This window comes from Bradyrhizobium sp. USDA 4486 (assembly GCF_054057995.1).
The window spans coordinates 207,964-234,859 of sequence record NZ_JBSRZV010000001.1; the positions used below are offsets into that span (position 1 = coordinate 207,964).

The window sequence follows — 26,896 nt, forward strand, 5'->3', positions numbered from 1 at the left end:
AGGCGCGCGCAATCAGCCGCGCATCTCGACCCCAGCCCACTCTTCGAGCACCTTGGCGATCGAGGTGAAATCGGACGAAGCGCCGTACTTCGCATTGGTAATCGCGAGCATCTGCCGTACCACTGCGCCGCAGACCATCGGCACGCCCATGGCCTCTGCTTCGTCCACGCACAGGCGAACGTCCTTGTAGGAAAGGCCGGTGGTGAAACCGAAATCGAAAGTGCCTGGCAGCACCGAGCGGGGGAATTTGTCCTCGGAGGCGCTGTTACGGCCGCTGCTCGCGTTGATGATGTCGATCAGCACCTTTGCGTTGACGCCGCCCTTGACGCCCATGGCGACGGCCTCCGAGGTGATCACCAGCGCAGCGGCCGCCATCAGATTATTGGCCAGCTTGGCGGTCTGCGCCACGCCGGGCTTGTCGCCGGTATAGAACAGCTTGCCGAAATTCTTCAGGATCGGCTGCACGGTGTCGTAAGTCGCTTGCGGACACGACACCATAACGGCCAGCGTGCCGCTGACGGCGCCCTTGATGCCGCCGCTCACGGGCGCATCGACCAGCGTTATTCCCTTGGCTTTCAGGCCTTCCGCAACGAGCTTTGCTGCGCCGGGACCCGAGGTCGACAGATCGATCATGATCTTGGCGCGGTTGCCGCTGCTTATGCCGCCCTCGCCGAGCGTGACGGTCTTGACGATGTCGGGCGTCGGCAGGCTGGCGAGCACGACGTCGGTGCGCGAGGCGACATCGGCCGGCGACTTGCCGAGCAGCGCGCCACGGTTGACCAGCGGCTGAGTTGCCTCGGCCTGCGTGTCAAAGACCACGAGCGAATAGCCCGCGTCCATCAATCGTCCCGCCATGGGACCGCCCATGCGGCCCGTGCCGATCACGCCGAGCGTCTCTCCCGCCATCGTCTACTCCCTGTCGCGCGGTCCCGTGACGGGCGCGCCTTCTTGATATCGTTGGTCAATCGTTATCGCCGGCTGGGACTTTCCGGCCGCCGTCGCCGCGGCAGCGGGATCCCGCGCCAGTTGCCGGATTGTTATGATTGTCAGACAAGCTGTCAAGCATAACATTTAGATCGACAGTTTGCTGTGGATCGTCATATGGTCCGGGAAAACGAGGAAGACGCCCCGCGTGCCGCAAGATCCAATTCCGAGTGTAAGCAGGACGCTCGCCGATTTCGTCGCGGCGTCGTCATGGGCGGACGTGCAGACGCAGAGCGTCGAGGCGCGGCGCTCGATCCTCAATTTCTTCGCAACCGCGCTCGGCTCCGCGCGCGATCCGGCGGTCACTGCCGCGATGCGGACCTTGTCGCCGTTCAGCGGCGCTGCGACATCGACGGTCATCGGTCGCTCCGAGCAGATGGACGCGCTATGCGCGTCGTTTCTCAATGCCATCTCGGCCAATCTGCTCGACTTCGACGACACCCATCCCGATACGATCATTCATCCGGCCGCGCCGGTCGCAGCTAGCATATTCGCGCTTGCGGAGACGCAGAAACTGTCGGGGCGCGAGGTGTTGACTGCGTTCATTCTCGGCGTCGATGTGGAATGCCGCATTGGCAATGCGGTCTCGCCGCGCCACTACGCGCGCGGCTGGCACATCACCTCGACGTGCGGGATTTTTGGCGCAGCCGCGGCGTGCGCCAAACTATTGCGTCTACCTGCGGAAGGCATTGCGAATGCGATCGGAGTTGCGGCGAGCCAGTCCGCCGGCAATGTCGAGAATCTGCCGAGCGCCGCGAAGAATGTCAGCGTCGGCAACGCGGCGCGCAACGGATTGTTCGCTGCGCTGCTGGCCCAGCAGGGTTATGAGGCCGCGCCGCGCGCCATCGAAGGTCCGCTCGGCTGGGCGCGCACCATGGGCGACGTGCCGGATCTTGCTCGTTTGCTCGATGGCCTCGGCAAGACATGGGAAATCGCAAAAAACACCTACAAGCCCTATCCCGCCGGCATCGTGTTCCATTCGGTCATCGATGCGTGCCTCATGCTGCGCGAGCGGATCGGCCGCGACGTCGATCAGATCGAGTCCGTAACGGTGCACGGCTCGGCGCTGCTGCTCGCGCGCGGTGATCGTCCCGTCAACAACGAGCGCGACGCGCGCGTCAGCGTCCATCATTGCGTGGCCTGCGGACTGCTGCTCGGTGCGGCAGGCGTGTCCGAGTTCGTGCGCGAGACCGTGGTCCGGCCCGATATCGTGCGAATGCGGCACAAGGTGAGGGCGGAGCTCGATGCTCAGATGCCGGACGGCGCTGCGCGCGTCGCCTTGCGCCTGTCGTCCGGTGAGCTGTTCACCGAGACCGTGACGTCGCCGCGCGGCAGCCAGGCTGCGCCGCTGTCAGACCGCGACATCGAAGAGAAGCTGCGCGACGGCGTACGGACTGGTCGAAGTGATTGGGATGCCGACCGCGTCATCGACGCCGTTTGGCGGCTCGATGCGGTTGATGACGTCGGTAAACTCCTGCAGTCGCTGCGCCCGTCGCCGGCGACCCGCGAAACAACTTCCAAGTAAACTTTAAGACCTGAAAGGGACGATCATGAGCAAGACCGAACTGTTCGAAAAAGGCCTCAAAGTCCGCAAGGAGGTGCTCGGCGAGGACTACGTCAACAAGTCGATCGCGGGCGCCGACGAGTTCACGCGCACCATGGCGGAATGGTCGACCGAGTTCTGCTGGGGTGCCTTGTGGACGCGGCCTGGCGTCGACCGTCGCACGCGCTCCATCGTCAATCTGGCGATGCTTGGCGCGCTGAACCGGCCGCACGAGCTGAAGCTGCATGTTAAAGGCGCCCTGAAGAACGGGCTGACCAAGGAGGAGATCAAGGAGATTCTGCTCCAGGTCGCGGTCTATTGCGGCGTGCCCGCAGGCATTGATGCCTTCCGCAATGCGCGCGAGGCCTTTAATGAGATCGACGCGGCGGGTTCCTGAGTTACGAATCGCGGATTGTATGACGTCATGTCGGACACGGAATACGAGCTCTTCGCCATCCGCTACGCCACACGCGATGCCCAGCGGAGCGAGCATTTCATTGGCGGCGACCCTCATGACGGGCCGATGCCGATGGACTATTTCGTGTGGCTGGCGAGGGGCGGCGGGCGCAGCTTCGTCATCGACACCGGGTTCAACGCCGAAATCGCAAGACAGCGCGGGCGGACGTTCCTGCGCTGTCCGGTGGACACGCTTCGCGCGTTCGATGTCGACCCGGTCGACGTTACGGACGTTATCTTGACGCACCTACACTACGATCACGCCGGCAATTTCGATCGATTTGCGAATGCGCGGTTTCATCTCCAAGAGCGCGAGCTCGCGTATGCGACCGGGCGCTACATGCAATATCCGCGCCTGTCGCATTCCTTCGAGGTCGAGGACGTCTGTGGAATCGTGCGACTCAACTATGCACGCCGCGTCCTGTTCTGCGATGGCGACGCCGAGGTCGCACCCGGACTGACGGTCCACGCGGCGGGTGGACATTCCGCCGGCCTTCAATTCGTCCGGGTCAACACCCGCCGCGGCCCGGTCGTGCTCGCCTCCGACGTCAGTCACTTCTACGAGAACATGACCAGAGAGTGCCCGTTCACAACGGCGTTTCATGTCGGTGACATGCTGGTGGGCTTTGACAAGCTCCGGGCAGCGGCCGTGGATGCGGACCACATCGTTCCCGGCCACGATCCCCTGGTCATGGAATTTTATTCGGCGCCCAACCCGGGCCTGATCGGTGTCGCCGTTCGCCTCGATGTCGCGCCGTCCGTAAGTGTCTGCATGCGATGATGTATCGGGACGGCCAAGTCTACACGTCATCGCAGCCTCCATCATTGCCATCGAGATCGCCATCCGCACGGGCGACGCTGTCATCTCGAGAATTGTTCGGCGTCCGGCGCCTGTTGCCGCCACCCAAGGATGAAGACCGGCATGGAGGCGAGTTGGACCGCGATGGAGAAAGCGATGAGCGCCACGCGCGAATGCTCGTACAGCAGTCCCGCTACGATGCTCCCGACCAGCCAGCCAATGCCGTAGCCGGCATAGTACAGGAGGTTACGCTTTCCTTCTGGAAGGACCTCGGCGACGATCGCCTTCAATAGGGTGTCCTGGGTGGCGTATCCGATGCCCCACAGCAACATTCCGAACAGGGCGACGTGAAAGCCGCCAAGGAACACGAGTGGTGAGAAAGGGGCGGAGAGGCAGATCGCTGTGATGAGGATCGGCAGACCGAAGCGGTCGTATAGCTTGCCGAACTCGAGTGTGGCGAGCACGCCAAACGCGGTCGAGATCGCCAGCAGAACTGGAATCCACTGGCTCGAGACAACATCCGAATTGGAGAGGTGATACGAAATCAGTTCGAAGCTCATCAGCCCTGCCGCGAACAGAGCGCCGGCCAGCATGTAGAGCCAGTATGACGCCTTGAAGCTTCGCGCGGGCGCCGTCCGTCCGTGCTCGAGCCGGGACGGCAGTGGGAAGTTCACGCGGGCTACGATGAGTGCAACGAGCGCCCCAACCGCAGAAATCGTCAGCAAGCTGTACCCGGTTCGATAGTCTCCCTTGAGCAGCAGAACCAGCGCGATCAGGAGCGGCCCGATCGTGGCGCCGGTCTCGTCGAGCGCGGTGTTGAGCGCGTAAACCCATCCCTTGCCGAGTTCGCCGGTCGTATACGAGAGCATCGCCTCGACCGCGGGCTTGCGTAGAGCGCGTCCAACCCGCTCGGTCACGACAAGCGCGGCGGCCCATTCCCAGCTTCCGGCGAGCGCCATGGCCGGCACGGCGAAAAGATTGATGACGTAGCCGATGAATGTGATCGGCCAATACCGGCCGGTCCGGTCGGCGAGGTATCCCGACGGAAGTCGAAGTGCATAGCCGAGAAACTCACCTGCTCCTGCCGCGATGCTGATGATGGCGGCGCTCGCGCCGAGCGAGGCCATGAAGGGACCGTTGATGCTGGCGCCGCCTTCGTAGGTGATATCGCCGAAGAGATTGACGATCCCGCTCGTCATGACGAACAGGAAGGCCGGCGAGGCTTGGCTGACGGCCGCTTTCGATTGTGCCACCGGCGACCTCCGCATCAACGATCGAGCCTCACGGCCGGATGGCGGTCACATGCGCCGCTCGCGTCGTTTTCATGACCATATTTCCCGCCAAAAGGCGAAACGATAGTTCGGACGACACGATAGCTCCGCCTTCATGTGGCGCGGGAGAACGCCTCTCAATCTGCTCTGGTGGGCTCACCCGTTCGCCGGTGGCCATGCAGCGCCGCAATGTTCTCAAGGCCGGTCTTCAGGAAAGTTCTGACGGCTTTCGACTTCTTGCGCTTTGCGACGTTGGCTCGAATTCGGCCAACCACACGACCGTGCTGGTGCCGTCGTGATTGTCCTCGATACGAAATTCGGCGCTGTAGTCGCGAACCGGCATCGCGGTCTTTTCCATGCGATAGCGATAGAGATGCTTCGCCGGCGTGGCCTCGAGCAGTCGTTCGATCTGTCGACTGCCGTCCTTGGCTTCGGCCGCGCGGAGGGCGCCGGGGTGTTCGCCTTCGCTTTCGACCTTGGACAACAAGGGGTGCCACTGGCCGATGGCCCCGAACAGGCCGACATCCCTCCAGAGTACATCTGGCCTTTCGGCTATCCGTGCAGTTTCGACGACATTCGTCATCATGCCTCTTTTTCTCTCGTCTCGAGATGTTGCGATCTTCGGTCCTGCCCTCATGAAGGAATTCTACCGGAGCGCCGTGAGCAGGAGCTGCCATCCTGCTCGGAGTTTCGATTGCGTAACCGCATGAAGGCGAAGACCTCCGCGACAAGATCAGTCGTTCAGTTCGCTAAACCATGTGACGCTTGTCGGTTCCTAAGGCCGGCCACCGTCTGTATGTGATCCGAGAATGGCCTGCGTTGTCTGCTATCACAGCCTCGAGCGCTCAGGTGGTCGTGAGGGGGCGCTCAATGGCGTGAGGGCTGCATCAATTGGAGATCACGTATCTCGCATTGACAGCCACTTCCTTGCAACGTCCCGCACTCCGGCGCGTTCGGCAGGCACGAGGTAGCTGGCATCGAGGTGCTGCCAGACGCGGGTATCCTCGTCGTTCCAATCTGGATCGATGAGGCCCGAGGGAAACGAAATTGCTTACCGTTCGATCGACTTACCAGGAGAAGAAGCGATGGACGCCCCAGGCAAACAACAGAAGATTCCAGGATATGATTTCGGAACCGACAAGGTCGCCAAGTCGCCGATCTCCCTCGCTGAATGGGAGGAACTGAAAAAATCAGCGCTGTTTTCCGAGGAGGATGTGATCTATCTCCGCATGTCCGAGCACATCCTCTCCGGTCAGGTCGAAGACCTGTTGAAAGTTTGGCGCGGCGTCATTTTCGATCATCCCCACCTTCGCGCCTATGATGAAGATCCAAAGACCCACGAAGTGGATACTGAGTACGCAAAGGCAGTCGCGAAGCGATTTGGCCAATGGGTCACCGACGCCGCGCGCGCCAAATATGATCAAGCCTGGCTCGACTACCAGTACGAATCGGACTGAGGCACCATCGCTCCAAGAAGAACAAGACGGACCACGGTCACACGTTGGGCCATATCCGCGCGCGCGACCTGCTCGCGTTCTGCTCGACCATTGTCGTGCCGATGAGGCCGTTTCTGGCCAAGAACGGTCATCCTCCCGACATCGTCAACCGGATGTACGACGCCTGGTGGAAATCGATGATCCTTCAGGCGACCCTCTGGGTCCAGCCTTACGTTCTGGAAGGCGATTTCTGAAGGCTGGTCTCGGGATCGATCAATTCCAGGGAGGAGTCGTCCCTAACATGAGTGGCGAAGCAGCGCAGGATGGACGATAGAGCTCTGCCGAGGAATTTGGTAACAGCAGGTTCGACCCCGGTCGAACGCATGTACTTTGCCTGGAATGATGCGCTGTCCCACAACGATGCGGATGGCCTCTTGGCGCTTTATGCCGAAGATGCCTGGTTCGAAAGTCCGCTTGTCCCGCACCTGTTGGGCATCGATCGGGGATACCTGCGCGGGCACAAAGAGATTCGGCCGCTGTTCGACCTCCTTGCGATCAGGAAACCTCCGGTGCGCCAGTATTATCGAACTGGATACCTGACCGACGGCAAGCGGCTGATCTGGGAATATCCGCGCGATGGCGGCAAGGGCGAACAGATGGACTTTGTGGAGGCAATGGATCTCAATGATCAGGGTCTCATCCAGCGCCACTGCGTCTACTGGGGTTGGTTCGGATTTCGCGTGCTTCAGCGCAACGAGTATCATCGCGGCCAGGGTGAATAGGCTTCGAGGTTGGGACGACTTCGGATGGCCAACGACTACGGAGCCGCGATGGTAGTCGCCGCGTCAAGCTGCCGAGGATGCATCCTGCGCGGGCCAGAGTGAGCGAACCTCCTCGGGCAGGGCGTGACGGACTTTCTCCGCCTGATTCGGATCGATGTGATGATTGAGCACGCGGAACACGGCTTTTGCCGCGTCCGCGGCATCCAACGGTTTCACCGAGCTCAGTTGCGCCGATACAAGCGCGAGAAATTCTTCCGCCGACCGCCAAGTTTGTGGTGTGTCGCTCGGCCGCCACTGGTCGAAATAGGTACCGCAGACCAAAAGGGGAAATTGCGGTTCCTCCATCAAGCCCGTTGCCCCAGAGAGATTCGGAAAAAAGAGGGAGCGGCTCCGGCGCGTACATCCGGCGCAGGAGCCGTTCGGGGGCACCGACACCAGGTGCGGGTCGGTTCTCTCAGCAAACCGCCGCAATGACGAGCCGGCATTAACATGCGATAATCCATGTTGGCTGAGCCGGGCAGAACCCAGGGCCCGCGCCACGCGATCACCTATATCTCTCGGGCCAGGATCAACCGGACCGGGCACGGTCGTCTATCGCTCGATCGTTCCGGTTCGCCGAATCTTTTTCTGAAGCATCATAAGTCCGTAGAGGAGGGCTTCAGCGGTGGGAGGACAGCCAGGCACGTAGATATCGACTGGCACGATGCGGTCACAGCCGCGGACAACCGAATATGAATAGTGATAATAGCCGCCGCCGTTGGCGCACGATCCCATGGATATGACATAACGGGGTTCCGGCATCTGGTCATAGACCCTGAGCAGCGCGGGCGCCATCTTGTTGCAGAGCGTGCCTGAGACGATCGTGACATCGATTGTCGAGGCGATGCGCGAGGAGCCGCGCCAAATCGTTCGATATTGTATCTCGGCATCGACACTTGCATTTGCTCGATCGCACAGCAGCCAGACCGAACGTCATCCACATCAGAGAGCCTGACCTAGCCCACGCGATCAGTTCGTCGAACGGAGCAACAAAGAAGCCGCGATCGCCGAGATTGTCTTTGATGGGGTCGAATGGAACAGTGGTGAAGGAGTCCATGGGCATCGACCTAACTGGTTCTGCCTCATGCGCAATGGCCGTTCCGTCTCAATGTTCCTAACTCCCTTCGTTGATTGCCTGTGACCAGGTAACAGGAGGAACGGTCCAAATCATAGGTAGTTGACCGCACGAGGTGGGGCCCATCAAATGCGAGCCATAGGCGGTCGCTATGAAGATCGAAAATTTCAAGGACATGTACATCGCCGAGCTGCAGGAGCTCGTCAGCGTCGAGAGACAATTGGGTGATGCGCTCAAGCGAATGTCTGAGGTCGCCGTGCATCCAATCCTCAAGCGCGCACTGGAGCAGCATCGAAAGGAGACGGTGCAACAAGGTCAACGCGTGCAGGAGATATTGCAGCGGCACGATGCGGACCCGCTTGCACATACTGATCAGGCGATGGAAGCCTTGATCGAAGAGACTGCGAAGATGATGAAGATGGTAACGCAGGACGATTTACGCGATGCCGCCCTGATTGCATCCGCCCAGAAGCTCGAACACTACGAAATCGCGGCCTACGGCAGCGCAGCGGCTCTTGCCGGGCAACTCGATCTCAGGGACGACCAGGCTATGCTGCACGAGAGCCTGGAGGAGGAAAAACTGGCTGATCGCGTGCTGACGACGCTAGCAAAGAGCGAGGTCAATCAGGACGCACTTGCTGCCTGATCGGAACGATGCGGCAGGCGAGCATACCCGTTCGATGATTGGTCGCAAAAGAACCCCGCCGGTTACCGAAGTGACCTGACGGGGCTTGTGACCGGATCGATGGTGAAAGTGAACGAGCTGTTGCATTGCGAAGAGCGGACGATCTGGACGCACGCTCACCGACGACGAACTCGGCTACTCGCCGCCGGGATTTGCCTCATCTCCCGTTTCAAGCAGACTTAGCGCGGTCTCGATCTTGGCGAGCAACGCCTCGATTTCCTTGCGCTCGTTCGGTCCAGGATCGCTTTGGAGCCGACAGAGGAGCTGGCGCTTCTGCGCAAGTAGGTTTGCCGCCGCCGACATCGCGTCCTCCCGAAATAACCTGTATGTTCGCCAAAGACATGGTGTATCGGCGAAGCCGGCAGCGCCTTTGATGCTCAAAACATTCCCAAGAGGGCGAAAATCGCGATCTCGGCCAGGAACGTGACCGCCATGATCGCGACCGTGAAAAACACTTCACCCATCGGCATGAGCGGCATGACATCACCCGCGCGGCACGCCCCATTCGTAAATCCCCCAACCGGCAAAAGGTTTCGCTGTACCGGTTCCCAGTGTATGGTCCGGTCCGGGCAGGTCCTCTCCGAGGTCCTTCATGACGCTTTTCGAACTGTCCTGCTGGTGCGTAACCGGCGCAGGGGTCATCGCGGTGATCACGATCTTCGCACTGCTGTGATCTTGCACGGATCCTGGCTCGGACGCGACGGTCTGTCCACCTTTGACCGCAGCGAGCCCGGTCCGCTACGGCCGCGCCGGGGGCATCGCCCAGCGCCTTTCGGCCGACGGATTTCAGGCCATCGACGGAGCCTCGTCCGAGCGTCCCGACCTCTCCCTATCCCGCTCTAGGATTCCACACCCTGCGCTTCGCACGAACGGCGCGATAGCGCGCTTTCGTCTGGGGCTTGATGAACAGGGCTGAGACGCTCGGATGCTGTTTGCGGATTTCGGTCTCGATCGAGATTACGCACTGCTCGATGTCGTCAGCGCGTCTGTCGTCCGCGAACTCGATGCTCAATGCCGCAACGACCTCGGCCGGCGACAACTGCACGGTCAGTAGCCCATTGGCCGTGACCACGCCGGGTGACCGTCGCGCGATCTCGAGGATCGATCGCGCAAGCTCCGAATCTGCGGGCTCGCCGATTAGAAGGCTCTTGCTCTCGCGCGCGAGCCCGATGGACGCGATTCCCAGCAAGACGCCGATCAGGATTGAGCCGACTCCGTCCCAGACCGGCTGTTCCAGCGACACGGCCGCCGCAGTCGCCGCGGCGGCAATGACGATTCCGACCAGTGCCGCACTGTCCTCGAGAAGTACCATGAAGGCCGGCGGATCCTTGCTGCGGACGAATGCCTCGTAATATCCGAACCTCGCGGCTTCCGACCGGAAACGGCGGAAGGCGAAGAGCCACGATGCGCCTTCGAACAGGAATGACAGGCCGAGGACGACGAAGCTGACGATGGGATCCTCGATCGGCTGAGGTACGGTAACGTGCAGCACGCCCTGATAGAGCGAGACGCCGGATCCGAGCGCAAAGATGAGCAGCGCGACGATGAAGCTCCAGAAATACAGCTCGCGCCCGTAGCCGAGTGGATGGGATTCATCGGGCGGACGGCTCGCGCGACGATAGCCGTACAATAATACGACCTCGTTGGTGCAATCGACGACGGAGTGGACAGCCTCGCTCATCATGGCGGAGCTGCCGGTCCAGGCGGCAGCTCCGATCTTGGTGATTGCGACGAGAATATTGCCGATCAACGCGGCATAAACCGTCGTCTTGGACGATGATCCGGCCGCCTTGCGAGTGTCCGGCTCCGGCATGCGATCTCCTGCGGGGCCAAGTGTGCTGCAGACCAACGTTGCACGCCCATACGCGGTTCCTCGCCGTGCCGGACGCGAGGCTCTGACGTTGACGATGGCGGCCGAAGTTGCGCGCGACCATCCATCGATGGTGGGCGATGGGCGCCCGCGTGTCGCCATCAAGCCCCGTGCCGCGCGCGGCTTATGGGCCGGTGCGCGCGATTGACGGCGACATCCTGATTGCGCCGATCACGCCGCAACCGGTCGCGGCCTTTTCAGTCACGGCAGTGTCGCGGCTGCTCGCAGTCCTCTCACGTCGCGAGAGCGAGGCTTGCCATCATCAGGCCGATCGCCGCGATCCAGCCTCCGAGGGCGCGAACCGCGATGGCGCGCCAGGAAGCCGTGCTATCCGGCGTCGCTTGCCTGAACAAGGCGGTCAGCGCCATCGTCAGCGTGATCACCGTGTAGCCCACACAGGCGAGGCCTGCCGCAAACAGCAGCCGGTCGGTTTCGGACCCGAGCTCGGCGCCGTTCGCAGCGCCCCGGATCACTGCGATCGCGAAGGCAATCGCGCACAGCACGAAGGTGGGAACTTGCACCGCTGCCGCGAGCAGCATGCCGATTGCGAGCATCATGGTCGCCTCGGCGAGTTGCGTCACAGCCGGGCCGAAAAGGGACGCGAGCGGTAGCCCTGCCAGCAGGCCAAGCGGAAACACCAGGATGAGCCAGCGCCCCTTGGACGCGCCAAGCGAACCGGCCAGCAGGCCGGTCGCGGCCCAGAGCAGGACATCCTGAAGATCGGTGACCGGGTGCGAGGCCCCCATGTAGAAATCGCCGAGGCGGGCCGCGACGATATGCGCTTCGGCCGCATGCGCGCCAGTCAGCAGCAACGCTGCGGCGATCAAGGCCCGTGCAAGGTTCGATCTCATGCGACGGCTCCGAGACCCTGCGCGAGGAAGTAGCAGCCCATGCCGGCGATGCCGGCCCCAAGTCCCTGGATGATACGCTCGCCGACGGGCCAGCGCGTCAACGTACCGATCAGGATGCCGCACAGATGCAGCAGGCCGGTCGCGGTGACGAAGCCGACGCCGTAGGCCAGTGCGTTCGCCGCCCGTGGAAGCTCGGCGCCGTGCGCATGTCCATGAAAGATCGCGAAGATCGCGACGATCACGGCGGCCACGGCAAAGGGCAGGCGCAGCCGCGCAGCCACAGCCACGCCGAGGATCACCGCGGAGATGGCAATCATCAGTTCCGGCATCGGCAGCGCAACATGCAGCACGCCCAGCACTCCGCCGACCGCCATGACCAGCGGGAACGTGATCGGCAGGATCCAGATGGCGGGCGCACCGAGTTGCGCGCCCCAAATGCCGACGGCCACCATGGCAATCAGATGATCGATGCCGGTGACTGGATGCAGCAGGCCGCTCGCGAGGCCGCCGGCCACGCCAGCCTGCTCGTGCGCGAGGGCCGGTTGCGTCAGCGCGATTGCTGTGATTGCAGTGGTGAGGGCTCGGGAAGTTCGTAAAGACATCATGTGCCACTCTCGCTCAGATCACGGCGAACACGCGCGCCAGACGGCCGAAGAACCAGAACATTGACACCGAGCCGATGACATAGGCCGGCAGCGCCTCGCCCCAGCGCGGCACGACGGCATCGAGCCGCCGATGCGCCCAGATCAATGCGAGCACGAGCAGCACGAAGGCAAGCTGCCCGATCTCCACGCCGATGTTGAAGAACAGCAGCGCCGGGGGCAGCAGGCGGCGTTCGAGCCCAAGTCCTGCCAGTGCGCTTGCAAAGCCGATGCCGTGAACCAGGCCGAAGGTGAAGGCAACGATCCAGGGATAGCGGGCGGTGAGCCCGATCTCGCCGCGCTGTTGCTTGACGATCTCCACACCGACGAACGCGATGCTCAATGCGATGCAGGCGTTGAGCGGGCGTTCCGGCACGCCGATCAGACCGAATGCCGCCGCGGCCAGCGAAGCGCTGTGCCCGATCGTGAAAGCGGTGATCGTCTTCACCAGACGCCAGCCGCCGCCGACGATCCAGATCAGGCCGAGCACAAACAGCAAATGATCGACGCCCAGCAGAATGTGATCGATACCGTAATTCACATAAGTCTTGGCCAGCTCGATCCAGGTCTCCAGAGTCGGCGCGCCGGTGCCGAGCACGGAGACGACGGGATTGGCCGTGGAAATCGTGTAGCTGCGCGGCTCGCCCTCGATCGGAACGACCTTGATCAGGACGACCGACATGTTGGAGCCGAGATTGGTGATCGTGATCGGACCGATCAGCCCCTTCTGGCCGCAGTTCATCTCGGGCAGGCGCAAGAAGCAGTGCGGCGGCACCCGCAGATCGACCCGGGAGGCGCCGATCGACGGCTCGATGCTCCAGCGGCCGACGAAAGCGCCGGGGCGAACCTCGCGGAACTCGAGCACGCCCATCGCCGCTTCATGCGCATGAAGTGGCGACGGCCGGATCATCATGGCCACAGCCAGGGCCAAGGCCAGCAGCGCCAGCCGCAAATATCGAATGGTCGTCACGGCTCGTACCGCACTTGATAGGATGCCTTGAGCCCCTTGACCGCTTCCCAGGCGCGCTTGCGGGTTTCCTCCGTGTGCCAGTTCCTGGCGGCCTCATCCCGAACATTGTCGAGGCTGGCAAGATTTCCGGCTTGGCGCGAGTCCAGCCGGGCGACGTGCCAGCCGTCCTTGGACTGCAACAATTTCCATTCGCCCTGCGGCATCGCCAGCAGTCCGTCACGGAAACTGTCGCCGAAGGACGCCGCAAGACTTTCGACGGGGCGGCCGAGGATGGCGCGCGTAAGCTTCTGCAATTCCTCGGATTCGCGCTGCTGGGTGATGTCGTCGAGCTGACGCTGCGCCGTCTCCTGATCGGTGGGCGGGGTGATATAGAATGAAACGCGCTCCGGCTCGTCGAAGCGACCGTGATTTTCCGCGAACCAGGCTTGCAGCTGCTCGTCGGAGGGGCGGGTGACGCGGATCTGATCGAAGATCAGCAACTGCATCTTATAGGCGATGCGATCGCGGATCGTCTCGTCGCCGCGATCTATGGCAAGCGCCTTGCCTTCGCGATAGAGAATCTCGCTGGCGACCCAGCTGTCGATCATCTTCTGGAGCTGCGCCTCGGAAGGCGCGCGTTCCTTGTCCTCGTCGAAATTGTCGATGAAGGACTGCCGCATCGCCTTGGTGACGGTGATGACCTTTTCGTCCTTTGCCGGCGGATGCAGCACCGCGTCGATGCCGAAGATGATCGCTCCCAGCAAAGTGAAGTGCAGCAGAGGCTCGCGCGAGAGCCGCACGAGTGTAGAGGCGAACGAACGCGAGGACTTCGTTACTCGATGCGCGATATCATTCGAATCTGAACCTTCGATACGCGATATCGGAAAGGGCTGCACTTCAACGGGTGTTGCTGGCATTGACATACGATTGTCACAAACTTTCTTGGCGCGCGTGTCGCCGCGTCTCATGCGGCGATGCTTTTCATCTGTCATCTTCTATCGCTCACGCCGCGAAGAAAAATGCAATGGGAAAACGCAAGAGACAAGATGCCGCACATGCAGCGCGCAGTTGTCGCGGTCAAACACAAATCCTTCACGAAGCTGTATCGTAACTCTGGCCAGTATCGCCGCGTGCAGGGACTCGCAGCCGCGGTTGAGCCAAACGATTCTCAAACTCCCCGCACCTCTGACGAATTTTCTCGATATGTGACACGAGGGGCGATAGATGTTTCCATCCGGCAAGACGATCCTGTTGACTGCAGCATCGGCAACCTTGGCGCTGACACAGAGCGCTGCAGCCGACGATTTTGGACGCGGCGAACGCCGCGGCAATCCCTATGTTGCCGGCGACATGCACAACCACAACACCTGTACCGACGGTTCGGTCGCAGCCGGCTACACGATCGATCGCGCGGTCGGCCGCGGTACCGCGTCCGCGGGCGGAAACAATTTCGATCTCGATTGGTTCACGCTCGGCAACCACGGCGGTTCCGGCAGCCGCGACTGCCGCTTCAGCGACACCAGCGCCAATCTTCCGGGACAGACCACGACGACCTGGAGCCAGACGCTCGGTCAGACCATCGACGGCATCACGATCAGCAGCCTGAAGGGTACCCCGAACGGCACCGGCAGCGGCGCGCAGATGTGGCGCTGGCAGTCGATCCGCGAGGTCGAGTATCCGACCATCGTCAATCGCACCAACACCTACGACAAGGTGCTGATCGAGGGTCTCGAGTGGATCGCGCCCGGTCACGAGCACGTCGACGTCGCCGTCATCACCGGACAGCACCCGAAGCACCGGTGGAAGCCCGGCAACGCGGACAAGATGGCCGAATTCGAATACCGCTTCGACCGTGCCGACACCGATGCGATCGGTCCCACCATCGACGCCAGCGGCAACCAGCTCTGGCCCGGCAAGGACAACGTCAACAACACGGGCACCGCGGGTCACCAGAAGGCGCTCACCGGAATCAAGTGGCTGCAGCAGAACTATCCGCTGCAATCCTACGTCATACCGACCCACACCGAGCGCCAGGGACCGTTCAACGCGACCGCCAACAAGGGCTACAATATCGAGCACTTCCGCGACTTCAACAACGCGGGTCCGACGGTGGCGTTCGGCATCGAATCGCCTGGTCACTTCGCCGAAGGCGGCGCCAACGGCGGCTCCGGCTCGTATACGGCCAACGCGGTCGGCGGCGGCACCTATGGCATGAGCGGCATCTACACCGCGAAGGTCGGCGGCCTCTGGGACGGTCTACTCGGCGAAGGCCGCAACTTCTTCATCTTCGTGAGCTCCGACTGGCACAGCCGCGGTGCGGGCGGTGCGCGCGATTCCTTCACGACCGCCGACTTCATCCCCGGCGAATACACCAAGCTCTACGTTCCGAATGCCGGGCGCTTCTCGTCGCAGCACGTCATCGACGGCATGCGCTCGGGCAACTCGTACTCGGTCAACGCGGACCTCATCGGACCGGATCTGGTGTTCCGCGCCAAGACGCACGGCGACGACTGGAAGACGATGGGCGAGACGCTGGTCGTGCGGCCCGGCGAGAAGGTAACGGTCGAGATGGAGATGACCGTCCCGGCTGAGAACAACGCACCCTACAGTTTCAACAACCCGCTGCTGCTGCCGGTCGGCATCAAGCAGCCGCTGAACAAGCCGTCGCTCGACCACGTCGACCTTATCACCGGCAAGATCACCGGCGTCGTTGCGCCCGATGCAGTCGGCTATGCGGTTCCGAATGCGGCCGGCACGGCCGGCGCGGCGATCGTGTACAACCCGACGGCGATCGTCGCGCAGCAGATCCTGGCGAAGGATATGCATCGCGAGCATCGGCACCATGGCGCTGTCCGCCTGAAGTTCACGACGACGTTCACCGCCGGCAATACGCCGTTCTACATCCGCGCTCGCGGAACCAACATTCCGAACGGCACGCCCAACGTCACCGACACCGCCGGAAACCCGCTGCTCGACTCCAATAACGCGCTGGTCAGCTGCACGGATCCGGCGTGTCCCGCGCATCTCGAAACGTGAACGGCGCCAAGAAGGTGACCCACGACGTTCAGGCCTATTCGAACGTCTGGTTCTACGCCAATCCGATCTTCGTGCGGCCGGAACGTTCGCCGAAGCTGCTGGTCGAGACCAATGCCGAGCTGGCTCGCCGGCTTGGGCAGCGCGCGGACAACGATCATGATCACGATCATTACGATCATGATGACGACGATCATCATCACGACCACCACTAACGCGATGATTTGAGGCCATCCGGCGGGACGCATGACAAATGCGTCCCGCCGTACTTTCTTTCGCAATGCAAGTCCGACAGCACGACCTCGATGTATCTGCGCCGTATCCCCATCTGCACACTCTCGTTTCTCCTTGCCGGCTTCGGCTGCGCCGTAGCCACCTCCAGTGCGGTGCCTGCCTCCGACGAGCCCACCCGGGAAGACTGCAACGCCGCGGTTGCGGAGGCGCGCGCATTGGCGGCCGATCTGCCGCCCGATCATCTGTCCCGCTACTTTGCCGAGCGGCATTTGCACCAGGCCCTAGTCGAGGCCGGCAACGGCGAGTTCGACGAATGTGTCGATATGGCCGCGCGTGCCTCAGACGAGGTGCGCGAACGCCGCCATGAGCTACGGCCGGGCGAGCAGCTGAGAGTGCTCAAGCCCAACGAGTAGCGAAAGGGGCGATGTTGCGCGCTGTCATCGCAGCGTCATCTTTCCTCGCGCATTGTTGGCCGAGCTTCACCAACAGGTAGATGTCGCGACATGGATCAGATCGAGCCGCTTTTCCCGATTCCCCTCATGCGCTCGCCTGGGCTGCTGCCGCCATCGCTGAACGAAGCCGCCGTCGCCGCGATCCGCAGCACCAAGATCGAGGGCAATCTGCGTTCGGGCCAGCTGTTTCACACCGAGGTCGCCGATCCCCGCGACAACGAGCTGTTTCGCCAGATCGCCGAGCTTGCCATGCCGAAGCTGGTCGATTTCGGCGTCCTGCTGTTCGGCGAACAGCTGCGCTGGACGGTCAAGGAAATGTGGACCAACATGCTCGAGACCGGCGGAAACCAGACGCTGCACTCCCATGCCAACAGTTTCGTGTCCGGCATCTTCTATCTCACGCCCTCGCACGCGGCCTGCAAGACGGTGTTCGTGCGGCCGCCCGGCGGCTCAGACTTCTCCTTCCGCCACCACACCCGCAGCGCCGCCATCGGCCCGTTCAATGCGGGCAAATATGTCCTTCCGGAGGCCGAGCCCGGCGATCTCGTGCTGTTTCCGAGCTATCTCTATCACGAGGTCCCGCGAAATCCGGGCGGGCAGCGGATCACGATCGCCTTCAACGCGATTCCGGATCATCTGGACTGCTGGGGCTATCGCATCAACTTCGCGCCGTGAGGCCGTCGATCACTGGTTTCTGAGGCCGAACTCACGAAGCAGCAGGTCCCTTGCCTCGCGGCGTGACGGCGCTGCCTCATCGATCCGGCGCAGCAGGCGCGCGGCGGCCGCGCGATCGGAGCCGAGCAGGGACTTCGCCATCCCCATCAGCGGCCCATAGGCTGGATCGAACTCGGCGCTCAGGCGAAGCGCGTCGAGGAGGCCGGGCGAAGCCGAGTCGATCAGCGCGGCTCCGCGCGGATCACCCGGCAAGGACGCGCCAGCCTCGAGGAAGCGGTTGCGTGCGGCCCAATAGGCGTTGAGGCGTGCGCCCAGCGCGTCGCGCTCGGCTGCGCGGGCGAGGAGCTCATTCGGCTCGGTCCGGATGTCTTTCATGACGGCAAGCAGCAGTGACCAGGGCGCCGCCGTGAGCGCACGGACATTTCGGCGCGCATCGAAGGTCACGAATGGATAGTCATCCGTGTTGCGCGGACCCTCGCCGGCGAATGCGGAGAGCGCGAGCGGGCCCGCCAGATATTGGCCAAGGAGATCGATGGGCGTCTCGAAGCCGAATGGGCGAACGACGGATGCGATCGCGGGATTGCGAAGCCGCGCAGCCAGCGTCTCGGTATCGAGATGGCCGCCGTTCCGCGTTCCGATCAGCGCAAGCATCGGTGTGCGGACGCTGTAGTGATTGAGCCAGGCCGCGCCGTCAGGATAGACGTCGAGAAAGCCACGAATGATGGTGCGCAGCGACGGCATATCGAGCTGGTATAGCGGCAGCCATTGGCAGAAGATCCCGCCGGGCGCGAGGCGCCGTTTCACGGCTGCGAAATGCTCCACCGTGTAGAGCGCGCCGCTGCCGTCGACTGCGGGGTGGAAAAGGTCGGCGATGATCACGTCGTGCTGGCCGGTATCGGCAGCGACGTAGCGGCGGGCATCCGCCACCGTTACGAGCGGGGCTGATGCCGGCCGCGAATTGGCAAACCAGGGCAGGAGGTCGACCACCTCGCGCGAGAGCTCGACCGCGCGCACGCTGACACCGGGCATCTGCGCGCCGCCGACCATGGTGGCGCCGGTGCCGATGCCCAGGAACAAGGCGCTTTGCGGGGCCTCATGCAGCAGCAGCGGCAGCATGGCCTGTCGATAGTCGGAGCGCGTCGCGCTCGTTCCGCCCATGCGGAAGTGACCATTGATCTCGAGGTAACGCACGCCTGCAGCGTCGTCGACGACGCTGGCGGTCGCCATCGGCCCTTCGCGCACTGCAAGCAGCGCCCCGCCCGGCGGCACCCGCGTCAACGATGGCGCAGGATTGAGCCACAGCACAAGCGCGGCCATCGCGGGCGCCGCGGACCATAGCAGTGCCGATCGGCCGGGCGGGAGCAGCAGCAGATAGCCGAGCGCAATTGCAAGCAGCGCCGTCCATGCACCAAGGCCCGGAATCAGCAATTGCGCCGCCAGCAGCGGCGCGATGCAGGCGCCAAGACCGTTGATGCCGACCGCCGCTCCGACCGAGCCACGCTGATCTCTGACCCGTTGCGCCAGCAGGCCGAACAGTGCGCCCATGGCGGTCGCGGGCACCAGGAACAGCGCGATCGCCACGGCCAGCTCGCCGAATTCGTCCGCAGCCGATACGGTCTCGACCAGGCGGCCGGCATAGGGCGCAAGCGCCGCGGTCGCAATGCACGCGAGCGCGGTTGCGGCGAGCAGGCCGCGGAGATTTCCATCCCTTGCATCGCGCCCGGATCGCTGCCAAAGCAGGCTCCCCACTGCGGTGCCGAGCAGATAGGCGGCGAGCAGTCCAGCGAAACTGTAGACGGTGTCCTCCATCACCTGCGCGGCGAGCCGGACCACGAGTACCTCGAAGGCGATTCCGAGCAGTCCGGTGGCGAACAAGGTGATCATGAGCCGCGCGTCGCGGATGCGATCCGGGCGCCGTTCCTCGCCATCGGCCTTGCCCGCCGCCGATCCGAGCGCGAGTGTGCCAACCGCGCAGAACGCGTTGACGGCTGCAAGGCAGATCAGCGTGCCCGAAAATCCCAGCGCCGGGATCAGGAGGAATGTCGAGATCAGTGTGCCGGCCAGAGCTCCAGCCGTATTCGCCCCATAGACGCCTGCCGTGACGCGGGCCTCGCCGCGCGCGTCCCGCATCATCCGTTCCAGCGCCGTCAGCGTTCCGCCCATCGCCATCGTTGCCGGCAGTAGCACGAGGGTCGGCAGCGCCAGGCTGCCGGCCCAGAGCAGGGCAGCCGACGGTTCGGTGCCGAGCAGCGGGGCAAGAGCGCGAGCCGCGGCAGGCAGCAGCCAGACGCTGATCAGGCCCCAAACGGCAATGACGGCTTCGAGCATCGCATAGACGCGCCATGGCGATGCCGCGCGGCGGATCGGCCGATCGAGCGCGAACGCGCCGAGAGCCAGGCCGCCGAAGAACCCGGCGATGACCCCAAGGACCGCCATCATCTCGGTCCCCAGCACGAGGCTCAGCTGGCGCGTCCATACGATCTCGTAGCCGAGGCCTGCAAAGCCCGACGCGGTCACGATCGGAACGAGAGCCCAGGCGCGGCTTGCAGCCTGACGCGCGCGCGCCGATGCGGTCTCGTTCTGGACCGTGTCCGCGAACCGGCCAGCCGAAGCGATCGCGATGCTGTCCGGCTCAGATTGCATTCCCCTCACTCCCGTTCGAACGCGACCGGCCGCGGGGCAGCCAAGCGCTTTACATCGGCCCTCGTTCTCGGCCGATCAGAGCATTCGCTCTATGTCAGATTTTTTCAGGATTTGTGACGGCCGGTCAGCGCCCGTTGCCGGTGCGATCAGAATCTCGCCGCCACCGTGAGCCGCACCGCAAGCGGCTCCGCGGGATGGACGTGACGGTCGGCGACGCCATCTGTGGGCTCTCCCGGCAGGCGCGATAGATAGTAATATTCGATCTGGTTGGTCTGCGCGTTGAACAGGTTGAGCACGTCGAGCTGCACCCGCACGCCATTGTCGAACCTGTAGCCGGCGCGCGCATTGAAGATCAGCGACGACCGCGACCGGACGCTGTCGTCTTCGATGAGCGGACGCGGACCGAAGTAGCGCGCTTTCAGGCTGCCGAACCAGCCGGTGTCGCCACCCAGCGTGATTGCGCTGCTGGCCACCCAGGCCGGTGCGCCGGGGATGCGGGACCCTGCGGGGTCGAAATCGGTGAAGCGCGCATGGGTCTGCGCGATATCGAGATCGACGGTCATCCACGGCACGGGCTTGTACTCGTTCGTCCATTCGACGCCGACGCGGCGGCTGGGCCGGCTCGGCTCGGTGGTGCCGGCGTCCCCGACGAACAACAGCTCGGAGTCGAAGTCGAGCACGAAAACTGCGAGGGTGCTGGTGAGGCCCTCGACCACCTTGGTGCGGATGCCGAGTTCGGCGCCGCGCGAGCGCACCAGCAGCGGCACGCGGTCGAGCGGGGTCACCTTGTCGTTGGGATCCACCGTGATCGTCGCGCCGCGGATGTCGTTGCTGTGCAGCCCGTAGCCGGCATTGCCGTAGAACTCGGTTTTGTACCAGGGGCCGAGCACGATGCCGGCCTTCGGGCTCGCCATCGACGCCTGCGCGTTGCCCGAATTCGCTGGCGTGTCGCTGAAGACGTGCCCGGCGAAGAAATCCTCGCGGATGCCGGCCGTGGTGTGTAGCCAGTCGTTCCAGTGCGTGGTCGTATCGGTCCACAGACCGACATTGCCCTCCTGTACACGGTCGTCGCGCACGGTCGAGAGCGAATTGCGCTGCTCGGTCTTGAGCAGACCGACGTGGATGTCATCGTAGCGGCTCTGCAGGCCGACGCGAGTCTGCGATTCGAGGCCGGCAAAGCGCCAATCGAATGTGTGCCGCGCGTCGAAGCCGCCAAGCGTACGACCGTCGAGCTGGCTGAACTGGTCGCCATTGACGGGATTGTCGAGGTAGTAGGTGAAATTGTTGAACAGCCGCAGGTCGGAGCGCACGACATAGGCGCTCACATTGGTCTGGCCGTAGCGGCTCGACAGCGCCCAGTTGCTCGACAGGCTGAAGCGGCTGGAGGTGCCGCCATCGGTCGGATCGAGCGTGCCGAGACGGTTGATCAGGCGCTGGTCGATCGCGCGTTGCGGGACCTGATCGGTCGAATTCCAGCCGTTGGAATAGGCCATCGCCGTCAGCGTCAGGCCGTCGGTCGCGGTGCCCTCGCTGTAGCGCACGACGCCGTTCAGCTTGCGGATATCGTCGGGGACGTCCCACGGCCCGTCATACTTGTTGGCTTCGAACGCCGTCAGCAGCGTGCCGTCGCCGACGCGCGTCGATCCGGCCGCCAGCGCGCGCCGATAGCCGAAGCTGCCGAAGGTCATCTCCGCGAAATTGTGCGGCAGCTTGTTGACGTAGTCGATCCCCACGGCGCCGGCTGATGCGAAGTCGCCCTGGTCGGCGAAATACGGTCCCTTGCGGACGTTGACCGACTGGATCAGCTCCGGGATCAGGAAGTTGATATCGGCATAGCCTTGCCCATGCCCGTGGGTCGGCATGTTGACGGGCATGCCCTCGATACTGATCGCAAGATCGGTGCCGTGATCGAGATTGAAGCCACGCAAAAAATACTGGTTGGCTTTGCCCTCACCGGAATGCTGCGTGACGATCAGCCCTGGCACCACTTCCAGCGCTTCGCCGGGCCGCGAGAACGGAATAGCGTTCACCTGTGCGCCGCTGATGCGCGTTGCGCTGGCGGCAGTGGGTTGCAAAGCGGTCGAACCGGCTGGCGTCGCACCGGTCGCATTGCCGCTCTCGGCCTGGTTGTCCGTGCGACCGGCAGTCTGGCTGTGCACACCAGGGTTTTTCGGCGGTTTTCTGCGGGCGTTCCGTTTGGGATGCTGATGGTCAGCCGCCGCAATGGTCACCGGCGGAAGCTCGGCGGGCGCCGAGCTGATCTCGTGGGCCGGGGCCGGGAACGTGCACAGGGCGGACGCTGCGGCGGCGGAAAACACCCGCAACAAGACCCTACGCACCACGATATCTCCGCACCACAACAATTGCATTCCAACACAGCCATACTATGGCAGGTGAGTATGACGATCTAGCAACAATATCATACTAGCCGGCGGCGGCCATTGCGAGGAGCGAACATCTGCAACCCCAAAAGGCGCATCGCCGGCCTGGACGCCCAAATTCATCTGCGCGCCGTTGCATTCCGGATAAGCCGTTGAAACATCGGCAAGGCAATCGCCGCTTCGCACGGCTGTCACATGGGTAACCGATAAGCCTTGCTTCCCTCGGCACTGCATGTCCTGCATATGCAGGCCGTCAGCTTTCCGTGAACTGAGACTCTGCACTGCTGGCAATTTGGTTGATGACGCGAGGCATGCGAGCACATCGGGCGATACGGCGGATCTCGGCATGGCTCGCGCCCATGCTGGCGGCTTTGCTCGCCGCCTCCGCTCCGACCTTTGCGCTGCCGTCGGATTTTTCGGATGCCGACGCGCCAGCCTACGTCGTGCCGGCGCCCGACCGCCCGCTTCCGGAACTTCCCGCAACATCGGCGTCGGCCGTCAGTCCTGCGGTGCGATCGGCCTCGCCGGTCAAGCGTGAGGCAATGAAGGGCAATCCGCTCTGGGCGGTCCCGCTCGCAACATTGTCGGAAACGGGCGAGCGACCGATCTTTTCAGCTTCGCGGCGGCCGCCACCGCCTGGGGCCGCGGTCACCGCATCGAGCGCGCCGCCGCCGTCAGCGCCGCCGAGCCCGCCGCAGGCCGAGTTGCATCTGGTGCTGGTCGGCACCGTCGTCGGCGGCGATCAGGGTGTCGGGATTTTTGTCGACGAGAACAGCAAGACGACATTGCGCCTCAAGATCGACGGCGACTATCAGGGCTGGAAACTTCTTTCCGTGCATCGCCGGGAGGTGATCATGGCGCGCGGCGAGCTGACCGAGACGCTGGAGCTCACGAAGACGAGCCAGGGCGCGTCCGCAAACGTGTCGGCGGTTGCCGAAAGCACGGTAAAGCGCGGAAGCTCGCACACGGCGCAGTACGATTAGGTGAGCAGCAAGGCCTGTTTCGAGCCGGCGTCTGGCGAACCTGAGATACGCCGCTATCGCCGCGCCGCGACCGCGGTCATCTCGAGCTTCACGCCCGGACCAAGATCGGCCACGCCGATGGCCGCGCGTGCCGGTAGATGCGCTTCTGCGAAGTGCGCTTTCCAGGCCGCGTTGAACTCGGCCTTCTCCTTGAGATCGGTCATGTAGATGGTCACCTGCAAGACCTTGGATACATCGGATCCGAGGGTCTTCAGGAGCTGCGCCAGCTGCCCGAGCACGTCGTTGGCCTGGCCCGACATGTCGAGGCTCGTATCCTCGGGGACGATTCCGCCGATATAGAGCACGCCATTGTGCTCGACCACTTCGTGAAGAAGTCCTTCGTAGGGCAAGACGCGCTGGATCATGAGAGACCGATGTTGCTCGAGGGGTACGGGTGGCATATCGCATATTCCAATGTCAGTGTCGTCAGAGGAAATTTCGTGCCCTTGTCAGGCGGCTCGATCAGGATGCTCCCGAAGGCTTGTGGAACAAGGTATTGGAAATGATGGAACAATCGGGTCGATGAACCTCCGCGATCGTTCACTCGAGGGTTTACTCGCCTGTACTTGCGCACGAGGGTCCGGCATTTCCGCTGGCCTGATCGCAACGACAATCGGGAGCGGATCAGTATACTGCGACCGGAATTGACTCGGACACGACCCGGACCACGCACCGGAACAAGGATCAGATGATGGACGACACGATTGGCTTTCCCGACCCCGGCCTCGATCTGTCGGACGGCTTCAAGCCGCACACCTCGCATTGGGGTGTGTTTTCCGCGCGTCAGGGCGAAGGCGGGCTCGAGGTCCGGGCCTATGCGGGCGATCCCGATCCGAACGGCATCATCGACAATTTCCCCGGCGCGCTGCGCCACCAGGCGCGCATCGCCCAGCCGGCGATTCGCCGCGGCTGGCTCGAGCGCGGTCCGGGCCCGGATGATCGCCGCGGCCGCGACGAATTCGTCTCCGTCAGCTGGGAGAAGGCGCTCGATCTGCTCGGCGACGAACTCGGCCGCATCCGCGATACGCGGGGTCCCGGCGCGGTGTTCGGCGGCTCCTACGGCTGGTCGAGCGCGGGCCGCTTCCATCATGCGCAAAGTCAGGTTCACCGCTTTCTCAACATCGCCCTAGGCGGCTATGTGCGCTCGGTGAACACCTATTCGTCCGGCGCGTCCTCGGTGCTGCTGCCGCAGATCCTTGCGGGCTATGAGGACATCACCAAGCGCAACGTCACCTGGGAGCAGATCGCCGCCGAGACCGACATTGTGCTCGCCTTCGGCGGCATGGCGCTGAAGAACTCGATGGTGGCCGGCGGCTCGATCAGCAAGCATGTCGAACGTGGCGCAATGGACGCTGCGCGCCGGCGCGGCTGCGAGTTCATTCTGGTCAGTCCGCTGCGCGACGATCTGCCCGTCGAGGCTGGGGCCGAATGGATGAGCTGCGTGCCTGGCACCGACACGGCCCTGATGCTCGGCATCGTCCACACGCTGGTGAGCGAGAACCTGCACGACCAGGCCTTCCTTGATCGCTACACCGAAGGCTGGCCCATCTTCCTGCGCTATCTCGATGGCGAGATCGATGGGCAGGCCAAGCACGCCGAGTGGGCCGCAGCAATTTGCGGCGTCGACGCCGACACCATCCGCTCGCTTGCGCGCCGCGCCGCCGGCAAGCGCGCACTGATCACCGTCTCGCATTCGCTCCAGCGCGCCGAGCATGGCGAGCAGCCGGTGTGGATGGGCATGGTGCTGGCGGCAGCCCTCGGCCAGATCGGCTTGCCCGGCGGCGGCTATGCCTATTCGTTAGGTGCGATCGGCTACTACGGCCGCCGCGTCAACGACGTGCCGGGGCCGACGCTGGGGCAGGGCCGGAACGGCGTCGCCGATTTCATTCCGGTGGCGCGCATCGCCGACATGCTGCTCAATCCGGGCACGACCTATCGCTACAATGGCGAGACGCGCACTTATCCGGACATTCGCCTTGTCTACTGGGCCGGCGGCAATCCCTTCCACCACCACCAGGACATCAACCGTCTGCGCAAGGCGTTTGCGCAGCTCGACACGTTCGTCGTGCACGAGCTTGCCTGGACCGCGACAGCGCGCCACGCCGATATCGTGCTGCCCTCGACCATGACGCTGGAGCGCGAGGACATCGGCTATTCCGCCAACGACCCCCTCATGGTCGCGATGCACCGCATCGCCGAGCCGTTCGGCCTTGCGCGCGACGATTACGAGATCTTCGCCGATCTCGCCGAACGTCTCGGTGCGCGCGAGCCGTTCACCGAGGGGCGCACGTCACGCGAGTGGCTGGAGCATCTCTACGAGCCGACCCGCGCCTCGCTCGCCAAGCGCGGCCTGGAAGCGCCGAGTTTTGACGAGTTCTGGCGGCGCGGCAGCCTGGTCGTGCCGCAGCAGCCCGACGACGGCGGCCGGCTACGCCGCTTCCGCGAGGATCCGGTCAATCATGCCCTGCCGACGCCGAGCGGCCGCATCGAGATATTCTCGCAAAAGATCGCAGACCATGGCGATGCGGATTGTCCGGGCCATCCGGTATGGCTCGAGAAGACCGATACACCGAAGCCTGGCTCGCCGTGCTTCCTGGTCGCCAACCAGCCGGTGACGCGCCTGCACAGCCAGCTCGATTTCGGCGGCCACTCGCTTGGCGCAAAGCATCGCGGCCGCGAGGTCGCGCGCATGAACCCGGTCGACGCTAGCGCGCGCGGCATCAAGGATGGCGACATCATCCGCCTGTTCAACGAGCGCGGCGCCTGCCTTGCCGCCGTCCACGTCACCGACGGCATCGCAGCCGGCGTCGTGCAGCTTCCGACGGGCGCCTGGTACGATCCGATGGACCCTGAGGATGACGCGCCGCTCTGCGTCCACGGCAATCCGAATGTGCTCACGCGCGACATTGGGACGTCGTCGTTTGCGCAGGGCTGCACAGGGCAGCTGACGACCGTCGAGGTCGAGAAGTTCACCGGCAATCTGCCGCCGATCCGGGCGTTCGATCCGGTTAGGGAGCTCTCTACGTAGTCGGCGCTTGTGGCGAACGTCAAAATGGGGCCGCCCTGTATGGGCGC

The 26,896-nt window shown here is 63.5% G+C and carries 25 protein-coding genes and 1 pseudogene; 12 read left to right on the forward strand and 14 right to left on the reverse strand.

The window, feature by feature from the left end; all coding sequences use genetic code 11:
- Positions 1–12: 12 nt before the first annotated feature.
- The gene (locus ACVWY3_RS00965; protein ID WP_456836781.1) at positions 13–906 is read right to left on the reverse strand and encodes an NAD(P)-dependent oxidoreductase; all 894 of its coding nucleotides are present in this window, start codon (positions 904–906) and stop codon (positions 13–15) included.
- A gap of 226 nt (positions 907–1,132) precedes the next feature.
- On the opposite strand from ACVWY3_RS00965, the gene ACVWY3_RS00970 reads away from it, so the two are divergent.
- Genes ACVWY3_RS00970 through ACVWY3_RS00980 form a run of 3 tightly spaced genes read left to right on the forward strand, consistent with a single transcriptional unit; the run spans position 1,133 to position 3,764 of the window.
- Entirely contained in the window at positions 1,133–2,509 is a 1,377-nt protein-coding gene (locus tag ACVWY3_RS00970; protein ID WP_456836782.1) for an MmgE/PrpD family protein, read from the forward strand.
- A gap of 25 nt (positions 2,510–2,534) precedes the next feature.
- The gene (locus ACVWY3_RS00975) at positions 2,535–2,924 is read left to right on the forward strand and encodes a carboxymuconolactone decarboxylase family protein (protein ID WP_212022729.1); all 390 of its coding nucleotides are present in this window, start codon (positions 2,535–2,537) and stop codon (positions 2,922–2,924) included.
- Between the two features lie 27 nt (positions 2,925–2,951).
- A complete protein-coding gene (locus ACVWY3_RS00980) occupies positions 2,952–3,764 on the forward strand; it encodes an N-acyl homoserine lactonase family protein (RefSeq protein WP_456836783.1) in 813 nt (270 codons plus the stop codon).
- 80 nt (positions 3,765–3,844) lie between these two features.
- Here the strand turns inward: ACVWY3_RS00980 and ACVWY3_RS00985 are convergent, their stop codons facing one another.
- On the reverse strand, positions 3,845–4,909 hold the full coding sequence (locus ACVWY3_RS00985) for an MFS transporter (protein ID WP_456836784.1): 1,065 nt from the start codon (positions 4,907–4,909) through the stop codon (positions 3,845–3,847).
- Between the two features lie 352 nt (positions 4,910–5,261).
- The gene (locus ACVWY3_RS00990) at positions 5,262–5,639 is read right to left on the reverse strand and encodes an SRPBCC family protein (protein ID WP_456836785.1); all 378 of its coding nucleotides are present in this window, start codon (positions 5,637–5,639) and stop codon (positions 5,262–5,264) included.
- Between the two features lie 499 nt (positions 5,640–6,138).
- On the opposite strand from ACVWY3_RS00990, the gene ACVWY3_RS00995 reads away from it, so the two are divergent.
- The 3 genes from ACVWY3_RS00995 to ACVWY3_RS01005 all read left to right on the forward strand — a co-directional run bounded on the left by ACVWY3_RS00995 (position 6,139) and on the right by ACVWY3_RS01005 (position 7,271).
- Positions 6,139–6,510: a protoglobin domain-containing protein gene (locus tag ACVWY3_RS00995; protein ID WP_456836786.1), complete on the forward strand. Its 372-nt coding sequence runs from the start codon at positions 6,139–6,141 to the stop codon at positions 6,508–6,510.
- Between the two features lie 44 nt (positions 6,511–6,554).
- A complete protein-coding gene (locus tag ACVWY3_RS01000) occupies positions 6,555–6,743 on the forward strand; it encodes a hypothetical protein (protein WP_456836787.1) in 189 nt (62 codons plus the stop codon).
- A 69-nt stretch (positions 6,744–6,812) separates the two neighbouring features.
- Positions 6,813–7,271 (forward strand): nuclear transport factor 2 family protein, encoded by a 459-nt coding sequence (locus ACVWY3_RS01005; RefSeq protein WP_456836788.1) that lies wholly within the window; start codon positions 6,813–6,815, stop codon positions 7,269–7,271.
- Positions 7,272–7,334: 63 nt separating this feature from the next.
- Here the strand turns inward: ACVWY3_RS01005 and ACVWY3_RS01010 are convergent, their stop codons facing one another.
- Both ACVWY3_RS01010 and nuoB read right to left on the reverse strand, forming a co-directional pair.
- Complete coding sequence (locus ACVWY3_RS01010; protein WP_456843254.1) at positions 7,335–7,616, reverse strand: DUF2267 domain-containing protein; 282 nt, start codon at positions 7,614–7,616, stop codon at positions 7,335–7,337.
- Between the two features lie 246 nt (positions 7,617–7,862).
- Positions 7,863–8,231, reverse strand: a complete 369-nt coding sequence (gene nuoB, locus ACVWY3_RS01015; protein WP_456843255.1) for an NADH-quinone oxidoreductase subunit NuoB — start codon at positions 8,229–8,231, stop codon at positions 7,863–7,865.
- 305 nt (positions 8,232–8,536) lie between these two features.
- Between nuoB and ACVWY3_RS01020 the strand changes: the two genes are divergently transcribed.
- The gene (locus ACVWY3_RS01020; protein ID WP_456836789.1) at positions 8,537–9,031 is read left to right on the forward strand and encodes a YciE/YciF ferroxidase family protein; all 495 of its coding nucleotides are present in this window, start codon (positions 8,537–8,539) and stop codon (positions 9,029–9,031) included.
- A 174-nt stretch (positions 9,032–9,205) separates the two neighbouring features.
- Here ACVWY3_RS01020 and ACVWY3_RS01025 read toward each other — a convergent pair whose 3' ends face one another.
- From ACVWY3_RS01025 to ACVWY3_RS01050, 6 genes are all read right to left on the reverse strand, one after another.
- Positions 9,206–9,373, reverse strand: coding sequence for a hypothetical protein (locus tag ACVWY3_RS01025; RefSeq protein ID WP_456836790.1), 168 nt, complete (start codon positions 9,371–9,373; stop codon positions 9,206–9,208).
- Between the two features lie 526 nt (positions 9,374–9,899).
- A complete protein-coding gene (locus tag ACVWY3_RS01030) occupies positions 9,900–10,883 on the reverse strand; it encodes a cation diffusion facilitator family transporter (RefSeq protein ID WP_456836791.1) in 984 nt (327 codons plus the stop codon).
- A gap of 290 nt (positions 10,884–11,173) precedes the next feature.
- On the reverse strand, positions 11,174–11,767 hold the full coding sequence (locus ACVWY3_RS01035) for a HupE/UreJ family protein (RefSeq protein ID WP_456836792.1): 594 nt from the start codon (positions 11,765–11,767) through the stop codon (positions 11,174–11,176).
- A gap of 20 nt (positions 11,768–11,787) precedes the next feature.
- Positions 11,788–12,393, reverse strand: coding sequence for a HupE/UreJ family protein (locus tag ACVWY3_RS01040; RefSeq protein ID WP_456843256.1), 606 nt, complete (start codon positions 12,391–12,393; stop codon positions 11,788–11,790).
- Between the two features lie 16 nt (positions 12,394–12,409).
- Positions 12,410–13,345 (reverse strand): HupE/UreJ family protein, encoded by a 936-nt coding sequence (locus ACVWY3_RS01045; protein ID WP_456843257.1) that lies wholly within the window; start codon positions 13,343–13,345, stop codon positions 12,410–12,412.
- 53 nt (positions 13,346–13,398) lie between these two features.
- Complete coding sequence (locus ACVWY3_RS01050; protein WP_456836793.1) at positions 13,399–14,349, reverse strand: peptidylprolyl isomerase; 951 nt, start codon at positions 14,347–14,349, stop codon at positions 13,399–13,401.
- A 256-nt stretch (positions 14,350–14,605) separates the two neighbouring features.
- Here ACVWY3_RS01050 and ACVWY3_RS01055 point away from each other — a divergent pair.
- The 3 genes and pseudogenes from ACVWY3_RS01055 to ACVWY3_RS01065 all read left to right on the forward strand — a co-directional run bounded on the left by ACVWY3_RS01055 (position 14,606) and on the right by ACVWY3_RS01065 (position 17,775).
- Positions 14,606–16,629, forward strand: a pseudogene (locus tag ACVWY3_RS01055) (hypothetical protein).
- Positions 16,630–16,719: 90 nt separating this feature from the next.
- Positions 16,720–17,061 (forward strand): hypothetical protein, encoded by a 342-nt coding sequence (locus ACVWY3_RS01060; protein ID WP_456836794.1) that lies wholly within the window; start codon positions 16,720–16,722, stop codon positions 17,059–17,061.
- 90 nt (positions 17,062–17,151) lie between these two features.
- Positions 17,152–17,775, forward strand: a complete 624-nt coding sequence (locus ACVWY3_RS01065) for a 2OG-Fe(II) oxygenase family protein (protein ID WP_456836795.1) — start codon at positions 17,152–17,154, stop codon at positions 17,773–17,775.
- A gap of 9 nt (positions 17,776–17,784) precedes the next feature.
- Here ACVWY3_RS01065 and ACVWY3_RS01070 read toward each other — a convergent pair whose 3' ends face one another.
- Both ACVWY3_RS01070 and ACVWY3_RS01075 read right to left on the reverse strand, forming a co-directional pair.
- On the reverse strand, positions 17,785–20,418 hold the full coding sequence (locus tag ACVWY3_RS01070) for a spermidine synthase (RefSeq protein ID WP_456836796.1): 2,634 nt from the start codon (positions 20,416–20,418) through the stop codon (positions 17,785–17,787).
- Between the two features lie 146 nt (positions 20,419–20,564).
- The gene (locus ACVWY3_RS01075) at positions 20,565–22,787 is read right to left on the reverse strand and encodes a TonB-dependent receptor (RefSeq protein ID WP_456836797.1); all 2,223 of its coding nucleotides are present in this window, start codon (positions 22,785–22,787) and stop codon (positions 20,565–20,567) included.
- A gap of 371 nt (positions 22,788–23,158) precedes the next feature.
- On the opposite strand from ACVWY3_RS01075, the gene ACVWY3_RS01080 reads away from it, so the two are divergent.
- The gene (locus ACVWY3_RS01080; protein ID WP_456836798.1) at positions 23,159–23,782 is read left to right on the forward strand and encodes a hypothetical protein; all 624 of its coding nucleotides are present in this window, start codon (positions 23,159–23,161) and stop codon (positions 23,780–23,782) included.
- 53 nt (positions 23,783–23,835) lie between these two features.
- Here ACVWY3_RS01080 and ACVWY3_RS01085 read toward each other — a convergent pair whose 3' ends face one another.
- Complete coding sequence (locus tag ACVWY3_RS01085; RefSeq protein WP_456836799.1) at positions 23,836–24,186, reverse strand: RidA family protein; 351 nt, start codon at positions 24,184–24,186, stop codon at positions 23,836–23,838.
- A gap of 326 nt (positions 24,187–24,512) precedes the next feature.
- On the opposite strand from ACVWY3_RS01085, the gene ACVWY3_RS01090 reads away from it, so the two are divergent.
- The gene (locus ACVWY3_RS01090) at positions 24,513–26,849 is read left to right on the forward strand and encodes a molybdopterin guanine dinucleotide-containing S/N-oxide reductase (RefSeq protein WP_456836800.1); all 2,337 of its coding nucleotides are present in this window, start codon (positions 24,513–24,515) and stop codon (positions 26,847–26,849) included.
- The last annotated feature ends 47 nt before the right edge of the window (positions 26,850–26,896 follow it).

What these genes read in the sequence shown, in the direction of transcription:
- ACVWY3_RS00965 (WP_456836781.1), bottom strand. Translation starts at nt 906, where the DNA reads ATGGCGGGAGAGACGCTCGGCGTGATCGGCACGGGCCGCATGGGCGGT.
- ACVWY3_RS00975 (WP_212022729.1), top strand. Translation starts at nt 2,535, where the DNA reads ATGAGCAAGACCGAACTGTTCGAAAAAGGCCTCAAAGTCCGCAAGGAG.
- ACVWY3_RS00980 (WP_456836783.1), top strand. Translation starts at nt 2,952, where the DNA reads ATGTCGGACACGGAATACGAGCTCTTCGCCATCCGCTACGCCACACGC.
- ACVWY3_RS00985 (WP_456836784.1), bottom strand. Translation starts at nt 4,909, where the DNA reads ATGGCCTCGCTCGGCGCGAGCGCCGCCATCATCAGCATCGCGGCAGGA.
- ACVWY3_RS00990 (WP_456836785.1), bottom strand. Translation starts at nt 5,639, where the DNA reads ATGATGACGAATGTCGTCGAAACTGCACGGATAGCCGAAAGGCCAGAT.
- ACVWY3_RS00995 (WP_456836786.1), top strand. Translation starts at nt 6,139, where the DNA reads ATGGACGCCCCAGGCAAACAACAGAAGATTCCAGGATATGATTTCGGA.
- ACVWY3_RS01005 (WP_456836788.1), top strand. Translation starts at nt 6,813, where the DNA reads ATGGACGATAGAGCTCTGCCGAGGAATTTGGTAACAGCAGGTTCGACC.
- ACVWY3_RS01010 (WP_456843254.1), bottom strand. Translation starts at nt 7,616, where the DNA reads ATGGAGGAACCGCAATTTCCCCTTTTGGTCTGCGGTACCTATTTCGAC.
- ACVWY3_RS01020 (WP_456836789.1), top strand. Translation starts at nt 8,537, where the DNA reads ATGAAGATCGAAAATTTCAAGGACATGTACATCGCCGAGCTGCAGGAG.
- ACVWY3_RS01025 (WP_456836790.1), bottom strand. Translation starts at nt 9,373, where the DNA reads ATGTCGGCGGCGGCAAACCTACTTGCGCAGAAGCGCCAGCTCCTCTGT.
- ACVWY3_RS01030 (WP_456836791.1), bottom strand. Translation starts at nt 10,883, where the DNA reads ATGCCGGAGCCGGACACTCGCAAGGCGGCCGGATCATCGTCCAAGACG.
- ACVWY3_RS01040 (WP_456843256.1), bottom strand. Translation starts at nt 12,393, where the DNA reads ATGTCTTTACGAACTTCCCGAGCCCTCACCACTGCAATCACAGCAATC.
- ACVWY3_RS01045 (WP_456843257.1), bottom strand. Translation starts at nt 13,345, where the DNA reads ATGATGATCCGGCCGTCGCCACTTCATGCGCATGAAGCGGCGATGGGC.
- ACVWY3_RS01050 (WP_456836793.1), bottom strand. Translation starts at nt 14,349, where the DNA reads ATGAGACGCGGCGACACGCGCGCCAAGAAAGTTTGTGACAATCGTATG.
- ACVWY3_RS01060 (WP_456836794.1), top strand. Translation starts at nt 16,720, where the DNA reads ATGTATCTGCGCCGTATCCCCATCTGCACACTCTCGTTTCTCCTTGCC.
- ACVWY3_RS01065 (WP_456836795.1), top strand. Translation starts at nt 17,152, where the DNA reads ATGGATCAGATCGAGCCGCTTTTCCCGATTCCCCTCATGCGCTCGCCT.
- ACVWY3_RS01070 (WP_456836796.1), bottom strand. Translation starts at nt 20,418, where the DNA reads ATGCAATCTGAGCCGGACAGCATCGCGATCGCTTCGGCTGGCCGGTTC.
- ACVWY3_RS01075 (WP_456836797.1), bottom strand. Translation starts at nt 22,787, where the DNA reads ATGCAATTGTTGTGGTGCGGAGATATCGTGGTGCGTAGGGTCTTGTTG.
- ACVWY3_RS01080 (WP_456836798.1), top strand. Translation starts at nt 23,159, where the DNA reads ATGCTGGCGGCTTTGCTCGCCGCCTCCGCTCCGACCTTTGCGCTGCCG.
- ACVWY3_RS01085 (WP_456836799.1), bottom strand. Translation starts at nt 24,186, where the DNA reads ATGATCCAGCGCGTCTTGCCCTACGAAGGACTTCTTCACGAAGTGGTC.
- ACVWY3_RS01090 (WP_456836800.1), top strand. Translation starts at nt 24,513, where the DNA reads ATGGACGACACGATTGGCTTTCCCGACCCCGGCCTCGATCTGTCGGAC.